Below are 17,350 nucleotides of genomic sequence, written 5' to 3' on the forward strand. Positions count from 1 at the left end.
ACGTGGACTGGCTTTCAGACATCCGGCTTACGGACGGCCCTCTCTTTGGGACTGTCCTGGTATTGGGATTGGGCGGGGCGGCCTACCTCCTGGTACCACCTTCGCGCGCCTGGGAAACTGTGGACTTAAGGATCCGCGCCTGGGCCATCCGGGTTTTTATCGCCATCGCCTCAGCCTTCGTACTGGTGGCAACCGTCCACTGGGTCATGATCAACGTCCTTACCGTTTTTCCGGAGGACATCCCGGAGCCCGTTCTGCTGTGGTTCGTGCCGGGTGTTTCGGCCGTCATCCTGGGAATCCTGAGGCTGCCGCGGACCTCCTGGACCCATTACGGGAGTGGATTCGTCGCCGCGCTCCTGGTGGTGGCCCTCTCTACCCTCCAAATCAACGCCTACTTCGGCCTGAACCGGACTGTCAGCGACTTGCTGGGTACCGCTTTGGCCCGGATACCCGTGCTGGAACAGGAGCTCATGCGCCACCCCGGTGAAACCGATGGCGTGTCCCTCCAGGGCTGGAAGCCCACCGGAGACCTGCCAGCCGGCGGTGTCCTTCGTAAGACAGCCATCCCGGGAACTCTGTCCGGGATGAGCAACCGCGATGCGTACATCTACCTTCCGCCGGCCTACTTCGCTGCCAACCGTCCCGCCCTCCCGGTGCTTGTCCTGGTGGCGGGCCAGCCCGGCGGCCCCGCGGACTGGCTGACCGGCGGTGCGATCCGTGGCCACATGGATTCGTTTGCCGCGGCGCACGGGGGAGTGGCCCCGGTGGTGGTCATCCCCGATCCCAACGGGTCACAGTCCGCCAACACCATGTGCATGGACAGCAAGATCGCGAAAGCGGACACGTACCTGTCGCAGGACGTGCCGCGGTGGATCAGTTCCACCCTGGCCGTTGACACCAACCACAGCCACTGGGCCGTGGGTGGATTCTCCTTCGGCGGCACGTGCGCGATCCAAATGGGAACCAGGCATCCGGACGTCTACGCTGACGTGCTCGGATTTTCCGGCGAAGCCGAGCCCGCCATCGCCAAAGAGCGGCAAAAGACCATCGACGCAGCCTTCCCCGGGAATCCGGACGAATTCATTAAGCAGACTCCACTGGAGATCATGAAACACCAACGGTTTGAGACCAGCGGCATGTACCTGACCGCAGGCCAGAACGATCCGGAGTTCGTGGGGAACCTCCATACGCTCGCCGCGGCGGCCAAGGATGCGGGCTTTACTGTGCAGGCCTACGAGGTTGAACGCACCGGACACTCGTGGGATACGTCCTCGAAGCGCTTTGGCGATGCCCTGGCATTCCTCGGCAGCCAATGGGGGCTGCAATGGTAAACACCACCAAACCGGACCGCACGGTGGCGTTGATGTGGGCCTCCGTTGGCCGTCCTGCAGTGCACCAAACCCTTGACACCCTGAAATCCATGCCGTTCACCTTGGGCGTCGTGGCAGTGTTCCTGGTGGCAGCCGCCGCGACCGGAAGCTTCCTGGACGGCCCGCCGGAACAACTCCTGGGATTTGCCTCGGTCAGCGCTCCGGGCCTTCGTGCCGGGCAGTGGTGGACCCTTTTCACCAGCATGTTCTTTGCCACCAACCCGCTCGCCTACCTCACGGCGTCCTTGATGATCATCCTGCTCCTGGGCCTGGCCGAGCGCAGGCTGGGACGCCGCGCCGCCGTCGGACTCTATTTTGGCGGGCAGTTCGCCGCAGTCACCGTCTTCCTCCTGGTCACGCAGGTGGCCGTGTACGTTGGGGACGGCTGGTTGGACCACATGGCGGGCGACATCCTGATCGGACCTTACGCCCCGGTCCTGACCGCCGGCCTGGCAGCCAGTGCCAGGATCACGCTGCTGTGGCAGCGCCGGCTCCGGACCGCTGTGTTGTCCGTGTCGATCCTGCTGGTCCTCTACGTAGGACACGCGGAAACGGTGATCGGCCTCATCGGAGCCCTCCTCGGCCTCCTGGCCGGTTGGTGGATCCAGGGGGACCAGGGGCGGCTCCACCGGCACCGTTCCACTGGCCGCGAAACCAGGAACCTCCTGGCCCTCACCGTCGCGGTTTTTGCCGTGGGTCCGATCCTGACCGGGATTACACGCGCCCCTACCGGCCCGCTGGCACTGCTGCGCGACGTCGTCCTCAGCCCGATGCCGACCCTCAGCCAGCTGGTGTTCAACTGCGGGGCAACAGTGGACGCGACCTGCCTGGAGACCGGCAGGGCCGGGTTTGCCGGGCCGTTCGGCCTGGCGCTGGCAGTGGTGCCGGTCATCCTGCTGCTGATCTGCGCGGACGGCATGCGCCGCGGCCGCCGCCTGGCCCTCAACATCGCCCTGGCCATCCAGCTGGCCGTGACGGCACTGGCGGCTGTCTACCTGGCCCTGTTCGCCCTGGTCCCGTCGCGCCTTCAGGGCAACCACTCGACGCCCCTGTCATCGGCCTTCGCCCACGTGCTGCCCCTGGTCGTCGTCCCGCTGCTGCTGGCCGTGATCCTGTGGCTGAACCGCCGCCAGTTCCGTGTCCAGACGAGGCCCGGCGCACGGCGGACGCTCGCGACGCTCGTCTCGGGCACCTGGGTTACGTTGTCCGGCTCGTACGCGGTGGCGTGGTTCCTGGCCGGCGGACTTGCCCGGGACGGCGGTCTGCTGGGCCTCTTCGCCGAACTGGCGAGGCAGTACGTGCCGGTGCCGATTCCACAGAATTTTCGTCGGGTGTTCCCAGAACGGGACAGCGCCGAGGCAGTGCTGTTTGCCTTCTCCGGTCCGGTGTTCTGGACCGTCGCCCTGGTGGCGGTGTCATGGGTGCTGCTGGGGCGGCATCACGGCCTCGGCTTCGGCCGGCAGGACCGGGACCGTGCCCGCGAGCTGCTTCACCAGGGCGGCGGACCGCTGTCCTGGATGGCCCTGTGGGAGCCCAACACGTATTGGTTCAGTCCGGACGGCGCCGGCGCCATGGCCTTCCAGCAGCACGGGACCGTGGCATTGACTTTGGGCGGAGCCATCGGCGACCGTCAGGCAGAGCAAAGGGTTACCGAAGGGTTCCTGGACTACTGCCGCACCCAGGCCCTGATCCCTGCGCTCTATTCCTGTGACGACACCCTGTGGCCGGTGCTGCGGGAGCGGGGCTTCTCGCGGGTGGCAGTGGCGCAGGAAACGCGGCTGAGGCTCAATGAGCTCGAGTTCAAGGGCAAGGAATGGCAGAACGTTCGGACCGCCCTCAACAGGGCCGCAAAGCTCGGCGTCCACGCCGTGTGGGGTTCCTATCACTCACTGCCTGCGGCCCTGCGTTCCCGGCTCAATGAGGTATCGGAGGAATGGGCGGCGGGGAAGTCCGTTCCGGAAATGGGGTTCACGCTGGGGGGAGTGGACGAACTCGACGACGAGGAGGTCCTGTGCTGCCTGGCGGTGGATGGCAACGGCGCCGTGCACGGTGTGACCAGTTGGCTTCCCGTGTACGACGGCGGCCGGCTGGTCAGCAGGACGCTTGACGTCATGCGCCGCGGCAGCGAGGGATTCCCGGGCGTGATGGAGTTCCTGATTGCGTCGGCGGTCCTGGAGCTGAAGGATTCGGTGGACGTCATTTCCCTGTCCGGTTCTCCGCTGGCGAGCCGGCCGGAGGAGCAGGCCAACGCGGGGGAGGACGCCGACGCAGGCACCGGCGCCACCGACGAGGGGGCGGAAAACCTGGTGCGCATCCTGGACCTGGTGGGCCACGCCCTGGAGCCGGTCTATGGCTTCCGCTCGCTGGCAGCGTTCAAGTCCCGGTTCAAGCCCGAGTACCGTGCGCTCTATCTGTACTACCAGGATCCGCTTCATTTGCCGGCCATTGGCAGGGCACTGACCCGGGCCTACCTTCCCGGCCTCTCGCTCGCCCAGGGAGCACGCCTGGTGGGCAAACTGGTCACCTGACCGCGGATACGGCCGGCGGCCGCCGGGCACCCCCGGCGCTCCCAACGTGCGCAAACGCACATGATCCCCGGCATTCCTGCCGGGGATCATTTGCGTCGCTGACGGCCGCCGAGCGGCCGCGCAGGGTGACTAGACGAGCGTTACGCCGGTAGCCTGGGGACCCTTGGCGCCCTGGCCGATCTCGAACTGAACGCGCTGGTTCTCGTCGAGGGTCTTGAAGCCGCCGGTCTGGATCTCGGAGTAGTGAACGAAGACATCGCCGTCGGAGTCATCCGGGGTGATGAAGCCGAAGCCCTTTTCAGCGTTGAACCACTTCACAGTTCCCTGTGCCATTTATTTCTCCTCATTGTGGAACTTTTTAAGACCGGCACACCTCGTGCCGACCTTGGTCACTCCGCGAGAAGAATCCTGGATTGCCTTGCCACAAAAGGTCCGGCGCTGCAGGAGCTTCGCGCTCGCAACATGTCTTGCGAGCATGAAAAACACCTACACAAAGACTGAGACCAGAATTTCATGCCCGTTCCCGCAGGTCAACGGCCCGAACACGAAAATGCATAAAATTTAGGTAAAAACCAGGTGACAATGATGCTCCGGGATTTCCGGCCAATTATTAGGTGCCCAAAGCAACGGGCCATCCGGTCAGAAAAGCCGCGATTCGCTGTCGTCCACACCGCGCATGGCGTCATAGTCCAGCGTCACGCAGGCGATGCCGCGGTCGTTGGCGAGCACCTTGGCTTGCGGCTTGATCTGCTGGGCCGCAAAGATGCCGCGGACCGGCGCCAGCAGGGGATCGCGGTTGAGCAGCTCCAGGTACCGCGTCAGCTGCTCCACACCGTCGATGTCGCCGCGCCGCTTCAGTTCCACGGCCACAGTGGCGCCGTCGGCGTCCCGTGCCAGGATGTCCACCGGTCCGATCGCGGTGAAGTACTCGCGCCGGATCAGGGAATATCCCTCGCCCAGCGTCTCTATCTGCTCGGCCAGGAGCCGCTGCAGGTCGGCTTCGACGCCGTCCTTGATCAGCCCGGGATCAACCCCGAGGTCGTGGGAGGACTCGGTGATCTTCTCGTGGATGTTGATGATGAGCCGGTCATCGGTCTTCGCCGACTGCACAGTCCATTGCTCCACCACGCCAAGTTCCAGGTCCACCTCGTCGGGGGATGAAACCCGCAGCGTGGCCGGCGGGCTCATCCAGTTCAGCGGCTTGTAGGAACCGCCGTCTGAATGCACCAGCACCGAACCGTCGGCCTTGACCAGCAGGAGCCTGGTGGCCAGGGGAAGGTGGGCTTTGAGCCGGCCAACGTAATCAACGGAGCAATGGGCTATGACGAGTCGCACGCCGTACAGACTACCGCGTGGAGCCGCATCGGCCATGCCGACGGCGGGCGGCCGGGAGTGCGTGGTGGCGCCGGCGGGCGGGCGGCTGGGGCAGAATGGATGCATGCCGCGTTCGAATCGTCCCCGCCGTCCTGTATCCGGCAAGGGCGCTTCCGGCAGGGGAGCGGGGCGCAAGGGCCAGGAGGTCCCGGAACTTGACCTGGAACGGGCCCGGGCCGGCATCGCACGCCGGGAGAGCGCCCCGGACGGCGAATGGATGGTCCGCACCATGACCGCCAAAAACGCGGAGAAGACCTACATTTGCCCGGAGTGCTCCACGGCCGTCCTGCCCGGCGTTGCGCACCTGGTGGTCTGGAAGGACGACCACCTGTTCGGTGCGGCGGCCGGCCTCGCCGAACGGCGGCACTGGCACACCAACTGCTGGATGTCCCGCAGCTACCGGTACCGCTGACCGCCCGGGCGGCGACGCCTGCGCAGCCGGCCATCCGGGCTTCGGCCATCCGCTGGTCGCTAAGCTGGAAACCATGACTTTTGATCCGGCGTCGTTCCACTTCACCCAAGCCCAGGGGCCCACTCCCATCCGTGCCTCTACGGTCCTTCCCGCCCGGCGGGAGAACATCGAGCTGCAGACCGAGGACGGCCACACCCTGGTGGGCGAACTGGCACTGCCGGAGAGCGGCCCGGTCATCGCCACGCTGATTACCCTGCACCCGCTGCCGACGCACGGCGGATTCATGGATTCCCACGTGTTCCGCAAGGCCTCCTACCGCCTCCCGGCACTGGCCGGCATCGCCGTCCTCCGGTTCAACACCCGCGGCACGGCCTCACCCCGCGGCACCAGCAGCGGCGGTTTCGAGGCAGGCATCGGGGAACGGTACGACGTCGAGGCCGCCGTGCGTTTCGCCGTCGACCGCGGCCTGCCCCACCGGTGGCTGGTGGGCTGGTCCTTTGGAACGGAACTGGCGCTGATGTACGGCGCCGTGGAGCCGGTGGCCGGCCAGATCGAGGGTGCGGTGCTGCTCTCGCCCCCGCTGCACCGGGCCACAGACAAGCACCTGCAGCAATGGGCCGAATCCGGCAAGCCCCTCACCGTCCTGGTGCCGGAGCATGACGACTTCCTCCAGCCGGACGAGGCCGCCGGGCGCTTCAGCCTGGTGCCCCAGGCGGACGTCGTTGGCGTGGCCGGCGCCAAGCACCTGTGGGTGGGCGAGAAGTACGCCGCGCGGGTCTTGAACGACATCGTCGCCCGGGTCAGTCCCGAGGGATCAGGAACGCCGCTTCCGCAGGACTGGGATGGCCCGACGGCGACCGCCGCGTCCTGAGGTTGCGTCGAGGCGGTTCCACCCCCGGAACGCGGCGGCGTCCGCTAGTGCTGGTCCTGGCGCGCGATGTAGATTTCGCGGACCAGGAGCAGCACGGCGGCCGCGGTGGGGATCGCAATCAGGGCGCCCAGGACACCCAGCAGGCTGCCGCCGGCGATGACCGAGATCACCGCAACCGCACCCGGGACCGCCACTGCCTTCTGCATGATGCGCGGGGAGATGAAGTAAGCCTCGAACTGCAGGTAGGCGAAGTAGCAGATCGCGTAGACCGCAGCCGTCTGCCAGCCCTGCGTGAGTGACACCAGGGTGACCACGATGCCCGCGATCATGCCGCCCACCAGCGGAATAAAGGCGAGCAGCACCACCACGAACGCCAGCAGCAGGGCGAACGGCACGCCGACGATGGACATCACGATGAAGGCGAACGTGGCGTTGAGCAAGGCCACACAGGCCTGGCCGATGACGTAATTTCCCACCGACCGGGTGATTTCCTCCGAGAGGGCGGCCACCCGCTTCCGGCGGGACCGCGGCGCCAGGCGGTAGCCCCACTTCTTCATGGCCGGCAGCGCCGCCAGGAAATACAGGCTCAGCACCAGCACGATGAGGGTGCCGAAAAGGCTGTTGGCAAGGGTTGAACCAAATCCGACGACCCCGCCGAAGATTCCGCCCATGGCTGCCGGATCATTGACGAACTTGTTCAGTTCCTCGGTAATGCGGTCCCTGACCCCGAACTGGTCATCGACGCTGCGGAAGAAATCAGAATCCATGAAGTTGCGGACCCAGTCCGGTGCCTGGCGCACGATTTCGGAGACCTGCTCAACGATCGTGGGGATCAGGGTGGCGAAAAATCCGACGACGGCGCCCATCAGCACGGCCACCGAAACGAGGATTCCGGCGGGCCGGGGAATCTTCCGGTTCTCCAGCCAGCCCACCACCGGTTCCAGGCCCAGGGCGATGAACAGCGCGGCAACAATCCAGAGCAACAGTTGCGTGGTGTGGGATCCGATCCAGTACACCAGCAGGGCGAGCCCAACGCCGACCGTTCCCATGAATCCCATGTACAACGGATGCTGGGGAGACATCCGCGGCCCGGGATGCCCGAACTGCGGCTCGTCCTCGTCGTCGTACTCCTGCTCGGGAGCCTGGCCGCCGAACTCCGGCGGCATCTCGAAGCGAAGCCGGGGCTGGGCGCCGGGCAGCGGCTGGCGGAGCCGGCGGACCACCTGGCCGAGGGCCGCCGCGGCGCCGCCGCGCCGTCGGGCAGCTGCCATGGCCTGCGGAGCCGGGACCGGGACAGCCCTGCCCGGATCCCCGGAATTTTCGGCTGCCGGGGAGGACGGGTCCGTCGTGTCAGTCACTGGTTTTTGGGGCCTGTTCCGTGTGTGGCACCGCCTTCGCGGGCCGGTGTGATGATCATCGCAAACACTATCAGCAGGCTTGTCAGCAACAGCCGAAGGCGCCGCCGGCGGACCCCGGGACTGCCGGCTTGGACCACGGATTCGGGGCCCCTGGTAACAAAAAGGTTACTATTGAAGGTAAACCCCCGCTGATGATAGGTGTTTCCCTTGCGTTTAAAGACTGCAGCCGCACTTGTGCTGCTCGGCCTCCTGACACTTTTGGCCGGCATCGGCCAGAGAACCATCTGGGCTCCATCCGAGACGTTCACCGCGTCCCTGCCGGCCGACGCCGCTGCGGCCCCACTGACTGTCATTGACCAGAAGCTGCGCACCCTGCACGGCGGAACCGTCAAGATCTCGGTCCAGGGCGACGGCAACTTCATGCTGGCAACGGGCCGGCCCGACGACGTCAACGCGTGGGTCGGCAAGACCGCCCACAACACCATCAACGGGGTATCCGAGGACGGAAAGTCCCTGCAGGTTGAGCATGCCGACGGCGACGCCACGGCGCCCAACCCGGCGGGCTCGGACCTCTGGGCATCCAACGAGAATGCCAGCGGCCAACTGGACTACACCTGGACTCCGCCGGCTGACGGCGACTGGAGCCTCCTGCTGGCCTCCGACGGCACCAAGGCGGCCCCCGCATCGGTGTCCATGACCTTCCCGAACGACACGTCCACCCCGTGGGCCGTTCCGCTGATGGTCATCGGCGGACTGCTGATGGTGGGCGGCGTCGTGCTGGCCTTGGTGTCCGCACGGACCAAGGACGGCGAGGGCCGCGACGGCGGCGGCAGCGGCTACGCCCGGCGGGCCCGCGCCCGTTCGCAGGCGCAGTCTCCCACCAAGGCCACCATGGTGGCCGCGGGTGTGGCGGCGGTGGTCCTGGCGGGATCCGGCACCGCAGCGCAGGCGGCAAGCCCCAGCCCGCAGCCGTCGGGCAGTGCGTCGTCACCAGCGGCCAAGGACGGCGCCGGTTCACCGGTCCTCCTCGAAGCCCAGTTCCGGCGCATCCTGGAGCAGGTCTCAAGCGCCACCGACGCCGGGGACGCCGCCAAGGATGCGGCGAAGCTTGCCGACCGCGTGGCCGGACCCGAGCTGGAAATCCGGACCCAGAACTACAAGATCCGATCCCAGGTCGGCTCCTACGAGCCCCGCATGCCTGTCCGCTCCACCAAGCTGCTGACCACCGTGATCACCAGCGGCCGCGACTGGCCGCGGCAGGTGCTCGCCGTGACCCAGGGCGACGGCAACGTGGTACCGCAAATCCTGACGCTGGTCCAGCAGTCCCCGCGCGAGAACTACAAGCTGATGGAGACCACCCCCCTCCAGCCGGGCACCACGTTCCCCACCATCGGCCGCAGCGGCACGCAGACCCTGGCGGCCTCGGACAAGTCCGGGCTGCTCTACAGCGGCGAGGAAGCCATGTCCGGCCTGGCCGACAGGCTCACCTCAGCGGACTCGCCGTTCAAGGACAAGCTGGTGGAGGGTTCATCCTCGCCGTACATCGCCGACACCCTGTCCTACCAGGCAGAGGTGGTGAAGGCCGGCGAGAACGGCAACTTCTCCTTCACCCACAAGGTGGTGCCGGAAAGCACAGTCGTTTTCCGTACATCCGACGGCGGGGCACTCGTCCTGGGCCGCATCAACTTCGGCTTCGAGGGAACCCCCAAGGCTGCCGGTGACAAGCTCAGCATCGGCGACGACGCGGCGGCCCTTGCCGGCGGCAAGGAAACCAGCACCGGCATGGTCTTGAGCTTCGCCGAATCCATGGCCGTCTACGTGCCGCCGGCAGGATCGACCGACCCGATGAAGCTCGTTGCCGCCACCCGCGGCCTGGTGGGGGCCAGCTTCAAGTAGGCCCCTGAACGTATTGCCACCGGCAGCGGCCGGAGTGGCTAGAGTGGGAATCATGAGTTCGCCAGCTTCCCGCCCTGTCCCTCCTGCCGCTGCCAGCCTGCTTAACCTGCGCGGCGCCGTCGACCTTTCCTCGCTGAAGCGGCCCGCAGCTCCCGCTGCACCGTCCGGCCCCGCAGCCGGCTCAGGCCCGGCGCGTGGCCAGGAGGCAACGGAAGGCGGCCCGGAGCTCAGGGTCAACGTCACCGAAGCGAACTTCCAGCAGCTCGTTGAACTCTCCGCCCAGGTTCCGGTGGTGTTTGCCCTGTGGGCTTCCTACTCGCCGGAGTCCGGCAGGATGCTGGAGACCCTCGAGCGCGTGGTTGCCTCTTTCGGGGGCCGCCTGGTCTTGGGCGCCGCGGACATCGAAGCCTTCCCGCAGCTTGCCCAGGCCTTCCAGGTGCAGGCCGTCCCCACCGCCGTCGCCGTCCTCAAGGGGCAGCCGGTGCCGCTCTTCCAGGGCGCCGCGGACGAACAGCAGGTGCGCGGCCTGTTCGATGAACTCCTCAAGGTGGCGGCAGCCAACGGCGTGACCGGGAGCCTCGACGGCGGTCCGGCCGGAGAGCAGGAACCCGCGCCGCTTCCGCCGCTGCACCAGGCCGCCTTCGATGCCATCGAAGCCGGCGACTACGCCGCCGCCGCGGAGGCCTACCGCCAGGCTTTGCGGGAAATGCCCTCGGACCACGAGGCGAAAGCCGGGCTGGCGCAGGTAGAACTGATGGACCGGCTGCAGCCGCTGTCCGCCCAGGACAGCGAGGCCCTCCGCGCCCGGGCGGCGAACGAGCCGGACAACCTTGACGCGCAGCTGGCGGTGGCGGACCTGGACGTGGCAGGCGGCCACGTGGAGGATGCCCTGAACCGCCTGGTGGCGTTCATCGGCAGGAACTTTGGTCCCGAGCGGGAAACAGTCCGCGTCCGGCTGCTGGAACTGTTCGACGTCGTTGGCGCCGGAGACGAGCGCGTCGCCAAGGCGCGCCAGTCACTCGCACGGGTGCTGTTCTAGTGCCTGCCCTGTTCCAGCCGCTGGCCTTGAGGTCGCTCGAGCTGCAGCACCGGGGCTGGGTTTCGCCCATGTGCCAGTACAGCTGCGATCCCGACGACGCCCCGGGGTTTCCGAACGACTGGCACCTGGTGCACCTGGGGGCGTTTGCCACGGGCGGCGCGGCGCTGATCCTCACCGAAGCGGCAGCCGTCAACGCCGAGGGCCGGATCAGTCCCCGCGACGCCGGGCTGTACAACGATGAGCAGGCCGGAGCCTGGCAGCGGATCACGTCGTTCGTCCACCGGAACGGGGCCGCCGATGCCAAGATCGGCGTCCAGCTGGCCCACGCCGGCCGGAAGGCGTCCACCTATTGGCCGTTCTCCGGCAAGCAGGGCAGTGTCCCGGCGTCGGCAGGCGGATGGCCGACCTTTGGCCCCTCCGAAACCGCCTTCGAAGGGTACGCCGCCCCTGCGGCCATGACCGTGGAGCACATCCGCGGTGTCATTTCCGACTTCGCCGCCGCGGCGGTCCGCGCCGTGGAGGCAGGCTTTGACACCGTGGAGATCCACGCCGCGCACGGCTACCTCCTGCACCAGTTCCAGAGCCCGCTGATCAACCAGCGCGGCGACGAGTGGGGCGGTGACGAAGCCGGCCGGAACCGGCTGACCCTGGCGGTGGTCGATGCCGTCCGTGCCGTCATTCCGGATTCCATGCCCTTGCTGCTCCGGATCTCGGCCACCGACTGGGCGCCCGGCGGGGTGGACCTGGCCGCTTCGGTCCGCCTGGCCCGAGAGGCCGCCGGCCATGGCGTGGACCTGGTGGATGTCTCCAGCGGCGGGGCGGTGGCGGACCAGCAGATCAAACCGGGCCTGGGCTACCAGACAGGATTCTCCGCAGCCATCCGGCAGGAGGCGCAGGTGGCCACGGGGGCGGTGGGACTCCTGACCACCCCGGGCCAAGCGGAGCACGCCATTGCCACCGGACAGGCAGACGGGGTCTTCATCGCCCGGGCGGCCCTCCGCGACCCGCACTGGTGGCTGCGCGCAGCCTTCGAACTCGGCTACGACATCACCTGGCCGCCGCAGTACGAGCGGGCTGTGCCGCGGCGTTCCTTCTGATGGCCGCCTGAGCCCATGGACAACCGGCAGCCGGACCACGGCCTGTCCTCCGTTGACCGCGCGCTCGAAGCCGGCATCCTTGAGCTGCTCGCGTCACGCGCCGCGACGTCCAGCATCTGCCCGTCCGATGCCGCCCGCGCAGTTGGCGGGGCGGACTGGCGGGGACTGATGGAGGCTGCGCGCCAGGCCGCGCGACGGCTGGTGGAAGCGGGCGAGGTGGAGGTCACCCAAGGCGGTGCCGTGGTGGATCCGGCGGCGGCCAAGGGCCCTGTCCGCATCCGCAGGGCCCGGCAAGCGTAAACGGTCCGGTGCGGGTCAGCCCAGCAGGTCATCCACATAGCACCAGCGCCACTGTTCGCCGGGTTCGATGCTCCGCATGACGGGGTGCCCGGTCTCCTTGAAGTGCCGGCTGGCGTGCCGTCCGGCGGACGAGTCGCAGCAGCCCACCTGGCCGCAGGCCAGGCACATGCGCAGGTGCACCGGTGTGGTCCCCTCCCGTCCACAACCCGCACAGGCAGGGTTGTCGGGGACCGGGGACAGCATGGCCGCCGTCAGGTGGTCGCAGACGCCCCCGGGTTGGGCCAATCCCTCGCCGCCGCCGGCGTCCGTGGCGGAATCGAGTTCGTTGAGGGAAGCGTCCAGCATGGACTCCTCTATGTCCAGCCGTTCGAGGACTTCGCTGAGGACTTCATGGGCGAAGTCGCCGCCGCGGCGCAGCTCCAGGACCTTGTCCCGTTCGGCTTCCAGCATGGCCATCCGCAGCTGGGCGTAGCGCTGGCTGGGCGTGGTGGACTCCGCCCCTGGCCGGCCCAGGCGTTCCCAGGCGGCCAGGCCCCGCTCCTGCGTCCGGCGCCGCAGCATGTCCATGACTTCCGGGGGATCGCTCTCGCGCCGCAGCTGGTCCAGGCGCTCCATTCCCGCGGCGGTGGTCAGCTGCATCAGTGAGGCCTGGTTCAAGGCATCTTCCCGCCTGTCCGGTCCGGGCAGTCCCAGGGACCGGACCAGAGCCGGCAGCGTGAATCCCTGCAGCACCAGGGTGCCGGCCACCACCACCATGGCTGCCAGGACCAGCACATTGCGGTGCTCCAGGTCATCGGGCAGCGTCAGGACGGCGGCCAGCGTGACCACACCCCGCATGCCCGCCCAGGACACGATGGCCGGAAATTGCCAGGGCGGAGCCGGGTCAGTCCGCCGCACCGAGGGGATCATGCGCGGAAGGTAGGTGGCGGGGAAGACCCAAACCGGGCGCAGCACCAGGACGGCCAGCAGGATCACGGCACAGCCGAGCCACACGCGGCCGGCACCGAGGGAGTCGTCCTGGACGCTGTCGATAATGGTCCGTACCTGCAGGCCGATCAGCAGGAACACCGCATTCTCCAGGAGGAACTGCACGGTGTCCCAGTTGCTCCGGGCACTTTGCCGGGCTGCACCGTTGGGCATCGAGGGCGCCTTGGTGCCCATGACCAGGCCGGTGACGACGACGGCGAGCACCCCTGACGCGTGGATGGCTTCGGCAGGGAGGAACGCGACGAACGGAGCCATCAGGGACGCCGAGGTGTTGATGGCGACGTTGCTGATCCGTTTCCGGATTTCGGTGAGGAGGTACGCGGCGGCGAGGCCCACCACCAGTCCGCCGCCGGCGGCCAGCACGAAGCCTCCGGCCACGTCCAGGGCTGAGACGGAGCCGGCAATGGCCGCGACGGCGGCCCGGAGGCAGACCAGTGCGGTGGCGTCGTTGAGCAGCGATTCGCCCTCGAGGATGTTGACGATCCGCCGGGGCATGCCCACCTTCCGGGCGATGGCGGTGGCCGCCACCGCGTCCGGGGGTGCCACCACTGCGCCCAGCGCTATGGCGGCGGCCGGCGGGATTTCCGGGAACAGCAACCACACCACCATCCCGACGGCCAGGGTGCCGAAAATGACGTAGCCCACGGACAGGAGGCCAATGGACCGGCGGTTCGACTTGAAGTCGAACAGCGATGTCCGGAACGCCGCCGCATACAGCAGTGGCGGCAGCAGGCCCACCAGCACCAGTTCGGGATTCAGCTCAACGGGCGGAATGAAAGGCAGGAACGAGCCCGCCACGCCGGCCAGGACCAGCAGCAGCGGCACGGGGATATTGAATCTGCGGCCGATGGCGCTGCCGGCGCACACCACAGCAACGATCACCAGCAGGCCCAGCGCAATGTCCATGACGATAGTCTCGCACCCCGCGCAGCGCCCCTCCGCGGGCTAGGCTGGCACCATGACTGCTCCGTTCCCTGACCAGGTGTCGAATTCCGGGCCCATCCCGGCCCTGTCCATCCGCGGGCTGGCCAAGAGGTTCGGCGGAAAGATCGCGGTGGACGGCATCAGCCTGGAGGTTCCGGCCGGCTCATTCTTCGGCATTGTGGGTCCGAACGGTGCGGGCAAAACCACTACCTTGTCCATGGCCACGGGGCTGTTGCGCCCTGACTTTGGTACCGCCGTGGTCCACGGGGTGGATGTCTGGCAGCATCCGCTGGAGGCAAAGCGGTTGATGGGAATCCTGCCCGACGGTGTCCGCCTCTTCGACCGGCTCACCGGCGAACAGCTCATTACCTACGCCGGGTTGCTGCGCGGCATGGACAAGGCCGTGGTGGCGGCCCGGGTGGCGGATCTCCTCGCGGCAATGGACCTGACCCAGGACGCCGGGACGTTGGTGGTGGACTATTCCGCCGGCATGACCAAGAAGATCGCCCTTGCCTCCGCCATGATCCACGCCCCGCGGGTCCTGGTCCTGGACGAACCCTTCGAAGCAGTGGACCCGGTCTCCGCCGCGAACATCCGCTCCATCCTGGACCGGTACGTGGCTTCCGGGGGCACCGTCATCGTCTCCAGCCACGTGATGGACCTGGTGCAGCGCATGTGCGACCACGTGGCCGTGGTTGCCCGCGGCCGGGTCCTGTCCGCAGGGACGGTGGACGAGGTCCGGGCCGGCGCTTCCCTGGAGGACCGGTTCGTCCAGCTCGTGGGCGGTCACAGCCACACGGAAGGGCTCGAATGGTTGCGCACCTTCTGAGGCTCAAGCTCACGCTGCTGCGAAACGGACTGCGCCGCAGCCCCTGGCAGCTGGTGGGTATGGCCATCGCAGGGCTCTACGCGCTGGGCTTGGTGGCCATGCTCGTCATCGCCCTGGTCCTGCTGCGGAACGCCGGCACCGCAACCGCCCACACGGCGGTGGTGCTGGGCGGTTCCGCCGCCGTGCTCGGCTGGGGCGTCATCCCGGTGGTGGCCTCCGCCACGGACATGACCTTGGATCCGGCACGCTTCACGACCTTCGCCATTCCCATGAAGCAGCTGCTGGCAGGCCTTGCCCTTGGCGGCTTGATCGGCATCCCGGGCGTTGCCACCACCCTGGTCGCCCTGGCCACGGTAGCCACCTGGTCCCGCGGTGTCCTGCCGGCGCTCGCGGCCCTCGTGGGCGCGTGCCTGGGAATCATGACGTGCATCGTGCTGGCAAAGGTTGTCACCACCGCCACTGCGAGCCTCACCGCGTCCAGGCGGTTCAAGGACATCAGCGCCATCGCCTTCATGGTTCCCCTGGTCCTGCTCGGGCCTATCGTGGCGGCCGTAGGCCGCGGGGTGTCTGCCTCCACGGGATTCCTGCCGGATTTCGCCGGGACCCTGTCCTGGACCCCGCTGGGCGCGCCGTGGGCGCTGGGCGGTGATGTCGCTGCCGGCCGGCCGGGCGCGGCTGCCGTGAAGCTGCTGGTGTCGTTGGCGGTCCTGGCCGGCCTGGCCTGGTGCTGGAAGCTGCTGCTGGAGAGGGCCCTCGTCACCCCGCCCTACGCCGGTGCCGGTAAACGGAAAGGCGGCCGCCTTGGGCTGCTCGGGGTCCTTCCGCCCACCCCGGCAGGGGCTGTGATGGCTAGGTCCCTCACCTACTGGCTCCGGGACCCGCGGTATTCCGGTTCCCTCGTGGTGATCCCACTGCTTCCCGTGATCATGCTGTTCCAGGGTGCGCAGACAGGCCACTACGGGGGACTGGCCTTCCTTGCCCCGGTCTCGGCGTTCATCCTTGCCTGGTCCATCTCTGCCGACGTGTCCTATGACAACACCGCGTTCGCCCTGCACGTGGCCACCGGGGTCCGCGGCGTGGCGGACCGGCTGGGCCGGTCCCTTGCGTGCCTGGCATTCGCCCTGCCGGTGGTCCTGGTGTTCGCGGTGGGGGCTGCGGCGCTGACCCGCGACTGGGCTGCGCTGCCCGGCCAGCTGGGGCTCAGCCTGGGGATCCTCTTCAGCGGCCTCGGCTTGTCTTCGGTGGTATCTGCCCGGTACACAGTCACGGTTCCGCTGCCCGGCGACAGCCCGTTCAAGAAACCGCCCGGGAACGTCGGCCAGACCCTCGCCGTGCAGTTTGTGGGAATGCTGGTCCTTATGGTCCTGGTGCTCCCCGAGGCAGCCCTGCTGGTGGCACAGGCCGTGACGGGCAGGGCCCTGTTCGGGTGGATCAACCTGGCCGTCGGCCTCATCCTGGGCCTGGTCCTGTTCGTGGCCGGTGTCCGCCTGGGCGGCAAATGGCTTGACGCCAGGGGACCGGAACTCCTGGCGCAGGTTTCCATCAACCGCTGACAAACCCGGGAGGAAAGAGCATGGAAGTCGTCATCCTCGGCAGCGGCAGGCAAGCCGGAAGGCTCGCGGCCGACGCCATCGAAAAACTGGTCCGGCGCAAACCGGATGCGGTGCTTGGCCTCGCCACGGGATCCTCACCGCTGCCCGTCTATGACGAACTCGCTGCCCGGCACCAGCAGGGCCTGGACTTCAGCAGGACTTCCGGGTTCGCGCTTGACGAGTACGTGGGCCTGCCCGCCGGCCACCCTGAGTCGTACCGGGAGGTGATCCGCCGGGAATTCACCAACCGGGTGAACATCGCGCCGGAGAACGTCCACGGACCGGACGGAACCGCTGCGGACATCCCGGCAGCGTGCGCCGCGTATGAGCAGGCCATCGCCGGGGCCGGTGGCGTGGACCTGCAGCTGCTGGGAGTGGGGACGGACGGCCATATCGGTTTCAACGAACCGGGCTCGTCCTTTGCCTCACGAACCAGGATCAAAAGCCTGATCGAACAGACACGCCGGGACAACGCCAGGTTCTTCACCAGCCTTGCCGAGGTCCCGCACCACGTACTGACCCAGGGCCTTGGCACCATCATGGCAGCGCGGCATGTGATCCTCCTCGCCACTGGCGCGCAAAAGGCCAAAGCCGTCCGCGACTTCGTGGAAGGCCCGGTAGCGGCCATCTGCCCGGCCTCCATCCTGCAGTTCCACCCGCATGCCACGGTCCTTCTGGACGAGGCCGCGGCGTCCGCCCTGAAACTTGCGGATTTCTACCGCCACACCTATGAGAACAAGCCCGGCTGGCAGGGGCTGTAGAGGCTTGCTTTG

The 17,350-nt window shown here is 67.8% G+C and carries 15 protein-coding genes; 11 read left to right on the forward strand and 4 right to left on the reverse strand.

All coding sequences use genetic code 11. The features are described from left to right. Window positions 1-2: 2 nt before the first annotated feature. On the forward strand, window positions 3-1,331 hold the full coding sequence (locus QRM95_RS09695) for an alpha/beta hydrolase (protein ID WP_285247565.1): 1,329 nt from the start codon (window positions 3-5) through the stop codon (window positions 1,329-1,331). Next, on the forward strand, window positions 1,325-3,898 hold the full coding sequence (locus QRM95_RS09700) for a DUF2156 domain-containing protein (protein WP_285247566.1): 2,574 nt from the start codon (window positions 1,325-1,327) through the stop codon (window positions 3,896-3,898). The genes QRM95_RS09695 and QRM95_RS09700 overlap by 7 nt, the downstream gene beginning before the upstream one ends. Window positions 3,899-4,027: 129 nt before the next feature. On the opposite strand, the gene QRM95_RS09705 is transcribed toward QRM95_RS09700, so the two are convergent. Then, entirely contained in the window at window positions 4,028-4,231 is a 204-nt protein-coding gene (locus QRM95_RS09705) for a cold-shock protein (RefSeq protein ID WP_011692441.1), read from the reverse strand. Window positions 4,232-4,537: 306 nt separating this feature from the next. Further along, on the reverse strand, window positions 4,538-5,233 hold the full coding sequence (nucS, locus tag QRM95_RS09710; RefSeq protein WP_026264238.1) for an endonuclease NucS: 696 nt from the start codon (window positions 5,231-5,233) through the stop codon (window positions 4,538-4,540). Between the two features lie 103 nt (window positions 5,234-5,336). Between nucS and QRM95_RS09715 the strand changes: the two genes are divergently transcribed. Continuing rightward, entirely contained in the window at window positions 5,337-5,684 is a 348-nt protein-coding gene (locus QRM95_RS09715; RefSeq protein ID WP_285247567.1) for an Rv1322 family protein, read from the forward strand. 73 nt (window positions 5,685-5,757) lie between these two features. Continuing rightward, entirely contained in the window at window positions 5,758-6,555 is a 798-nt protein-coding gene (locus QRM95_RS09720; protein ID WP_285247568.1) for an alpha/beta hydrolase, read from the forward strand. A 44-nt stretch (window positions 6,556-6,599) separates the two neighbouring features. Here the strand turns inward: QRM95_RS09720 and QRM95_RS09725 are convergent, their stop codons facing one another. Next, window positions 6,600-7,913: an AI-2E family transporter gene (locus QRM95_RS09725; protein WP_502934955.1), complete on the reverse strand. Its 1,314-nt coding sequence runs from the start codon at window positions 7,911-7,913 to the stop codon at window positions 6,600-6,602. Window positions 7,914-8,147: 234 nt separating this feature from the next. Between QRM95_RS09725 and QRM95_RS09730 the strand changes: the two genes are divergently transcribed. Genes QRM95_RS09730 through QRM95_RS09745 form a run of 4 tightly spaced genes read left to right on the forward strand, consistent with a single transcriptional unit; the run spans window position 8,148 to window position 12,245 of the window. Further along, window positions 8,148-9,809, forward strand: coding sequence for a DUF8094 domain-containing protein (locus tag QRM95_RS09730; protein ID WP_285247753.1), 1,662 nt, complete (start codon window positions 8,148-8,150; stop codon window positions 9,807-9,809). Between the two features lie 52 nt (window positions 9,810-9,861). After that, the gene (locus tag QRM95_RS09735; protein WP_285247569.1) at window positions 9,862-10,848 is read left to right on the forward strand and encodes a tetratricopeptide repeat protein; all 987 of its coding nucleotides are present in this window, start codon (window positions 9,862-9,864) and stop codon (window positions 10,846-10,848) included. After that, window positions 10,848-11,945 carry an NADH:flavin oxidoreductase/NADH oxidase gene (locus QRM95_RS09740; protein ID WP_285247570.1) on the forward strand — a complete coding sequence of 366 codons (1,098 nt, stop codon included), beginning with the start codon at window positions 10,848-10,850 and terminating at the stop codon, window positions 11,943-11,945. The genes QRM95_RS09735 and QRM95_RS09740 overlap by 1 nt, the downstream gene beginning before the upstream one ends. 15 nt (window positions 11,946-11,960) lie before the next feature. After that, window positions 11,961-12,245, forward strand: a complete 285-nt coding sequence (locus tag QRM95_RS09745) for a DUF3253 domain-containing protein (RefSeq protein WP_285247571.1) — start codon at window positions 11,961-11,963, stop codon at window positions 12,243-12,245. Between the two features lie 15 nt (window positions 12,246-12,260). On the opposite strand, the gene QRM95_RS09750 is transcribed toward QRM95_RS09745, so the two are convergent. Next, a complete protein-coding gene (locus QRM95_RS09750; RefSeq protein WP_285247572.1) occupies window positions 12,261-14,138 on the reverse strand; it encodes a Na+/H+ antiporter in 1,878 nt (625 codons plus the stop codon). 52 nt (window positions 14,139-14,190) lie between these two features. Between QRM95_RS09750 and QRM95_RS09755 the strand changes: the two genes are divergently transcribed. From QRM95_RS09755 to nagB, 3 genes are read left to right on the forward strand one after another with little or no spacing between them, the layout of a single operon-like run. Beyond that, window positions 14,191-14,985: an ABC transporter ATP-binding protein gene (locus QRM95_RS09755; protein WP_285247573.1), complete on the forward strand. Its 795-nt coding sequence runs from the start codon at window positions 14,191-14,193 to the stop codon at window positions 14,983-14,985. After that, on the forward strand, window positions 14,967-16,538 hold the full coding sequence (locus QRM95_RS09760) for a transporter (RefSeq protein WP_285247574.1): 1,572 nt from the start codon (window positions 14,967-14,969) through the stop codon (window positions 16,536-16,538). The genes QRM95_RS09755 and QRM95_RS09760 overlap by 19 nt, the downstream gene beginning before the upstream one ends. 20 nt (window positions 16,539-16,558) lie before the next feature. Next, window positions 16,559-17,338, forward strand: a complete 780-nt coding sequence (nagB, locus tag QRM95_RS09765) for a glucosamine-6-phosphate deaminase (RefSeq protein ID WP_285247575.1) — start codon at window positions 16,559-16,561, stop codon at window positions 17,336-17,338. The last annotated feature ends 12 nt before the right edge of the window (window positions 17,339-17,350 follow it).

Source organism: Pseudarthrobacter sp. efr-133-R2A-89 (genome assembly GCF_030209315.1).
Lineage (GTDB): Bacteria > Actinomycetota > Actinomycetes > Actinomycetales > Micrococcaceae > Arthrobacter.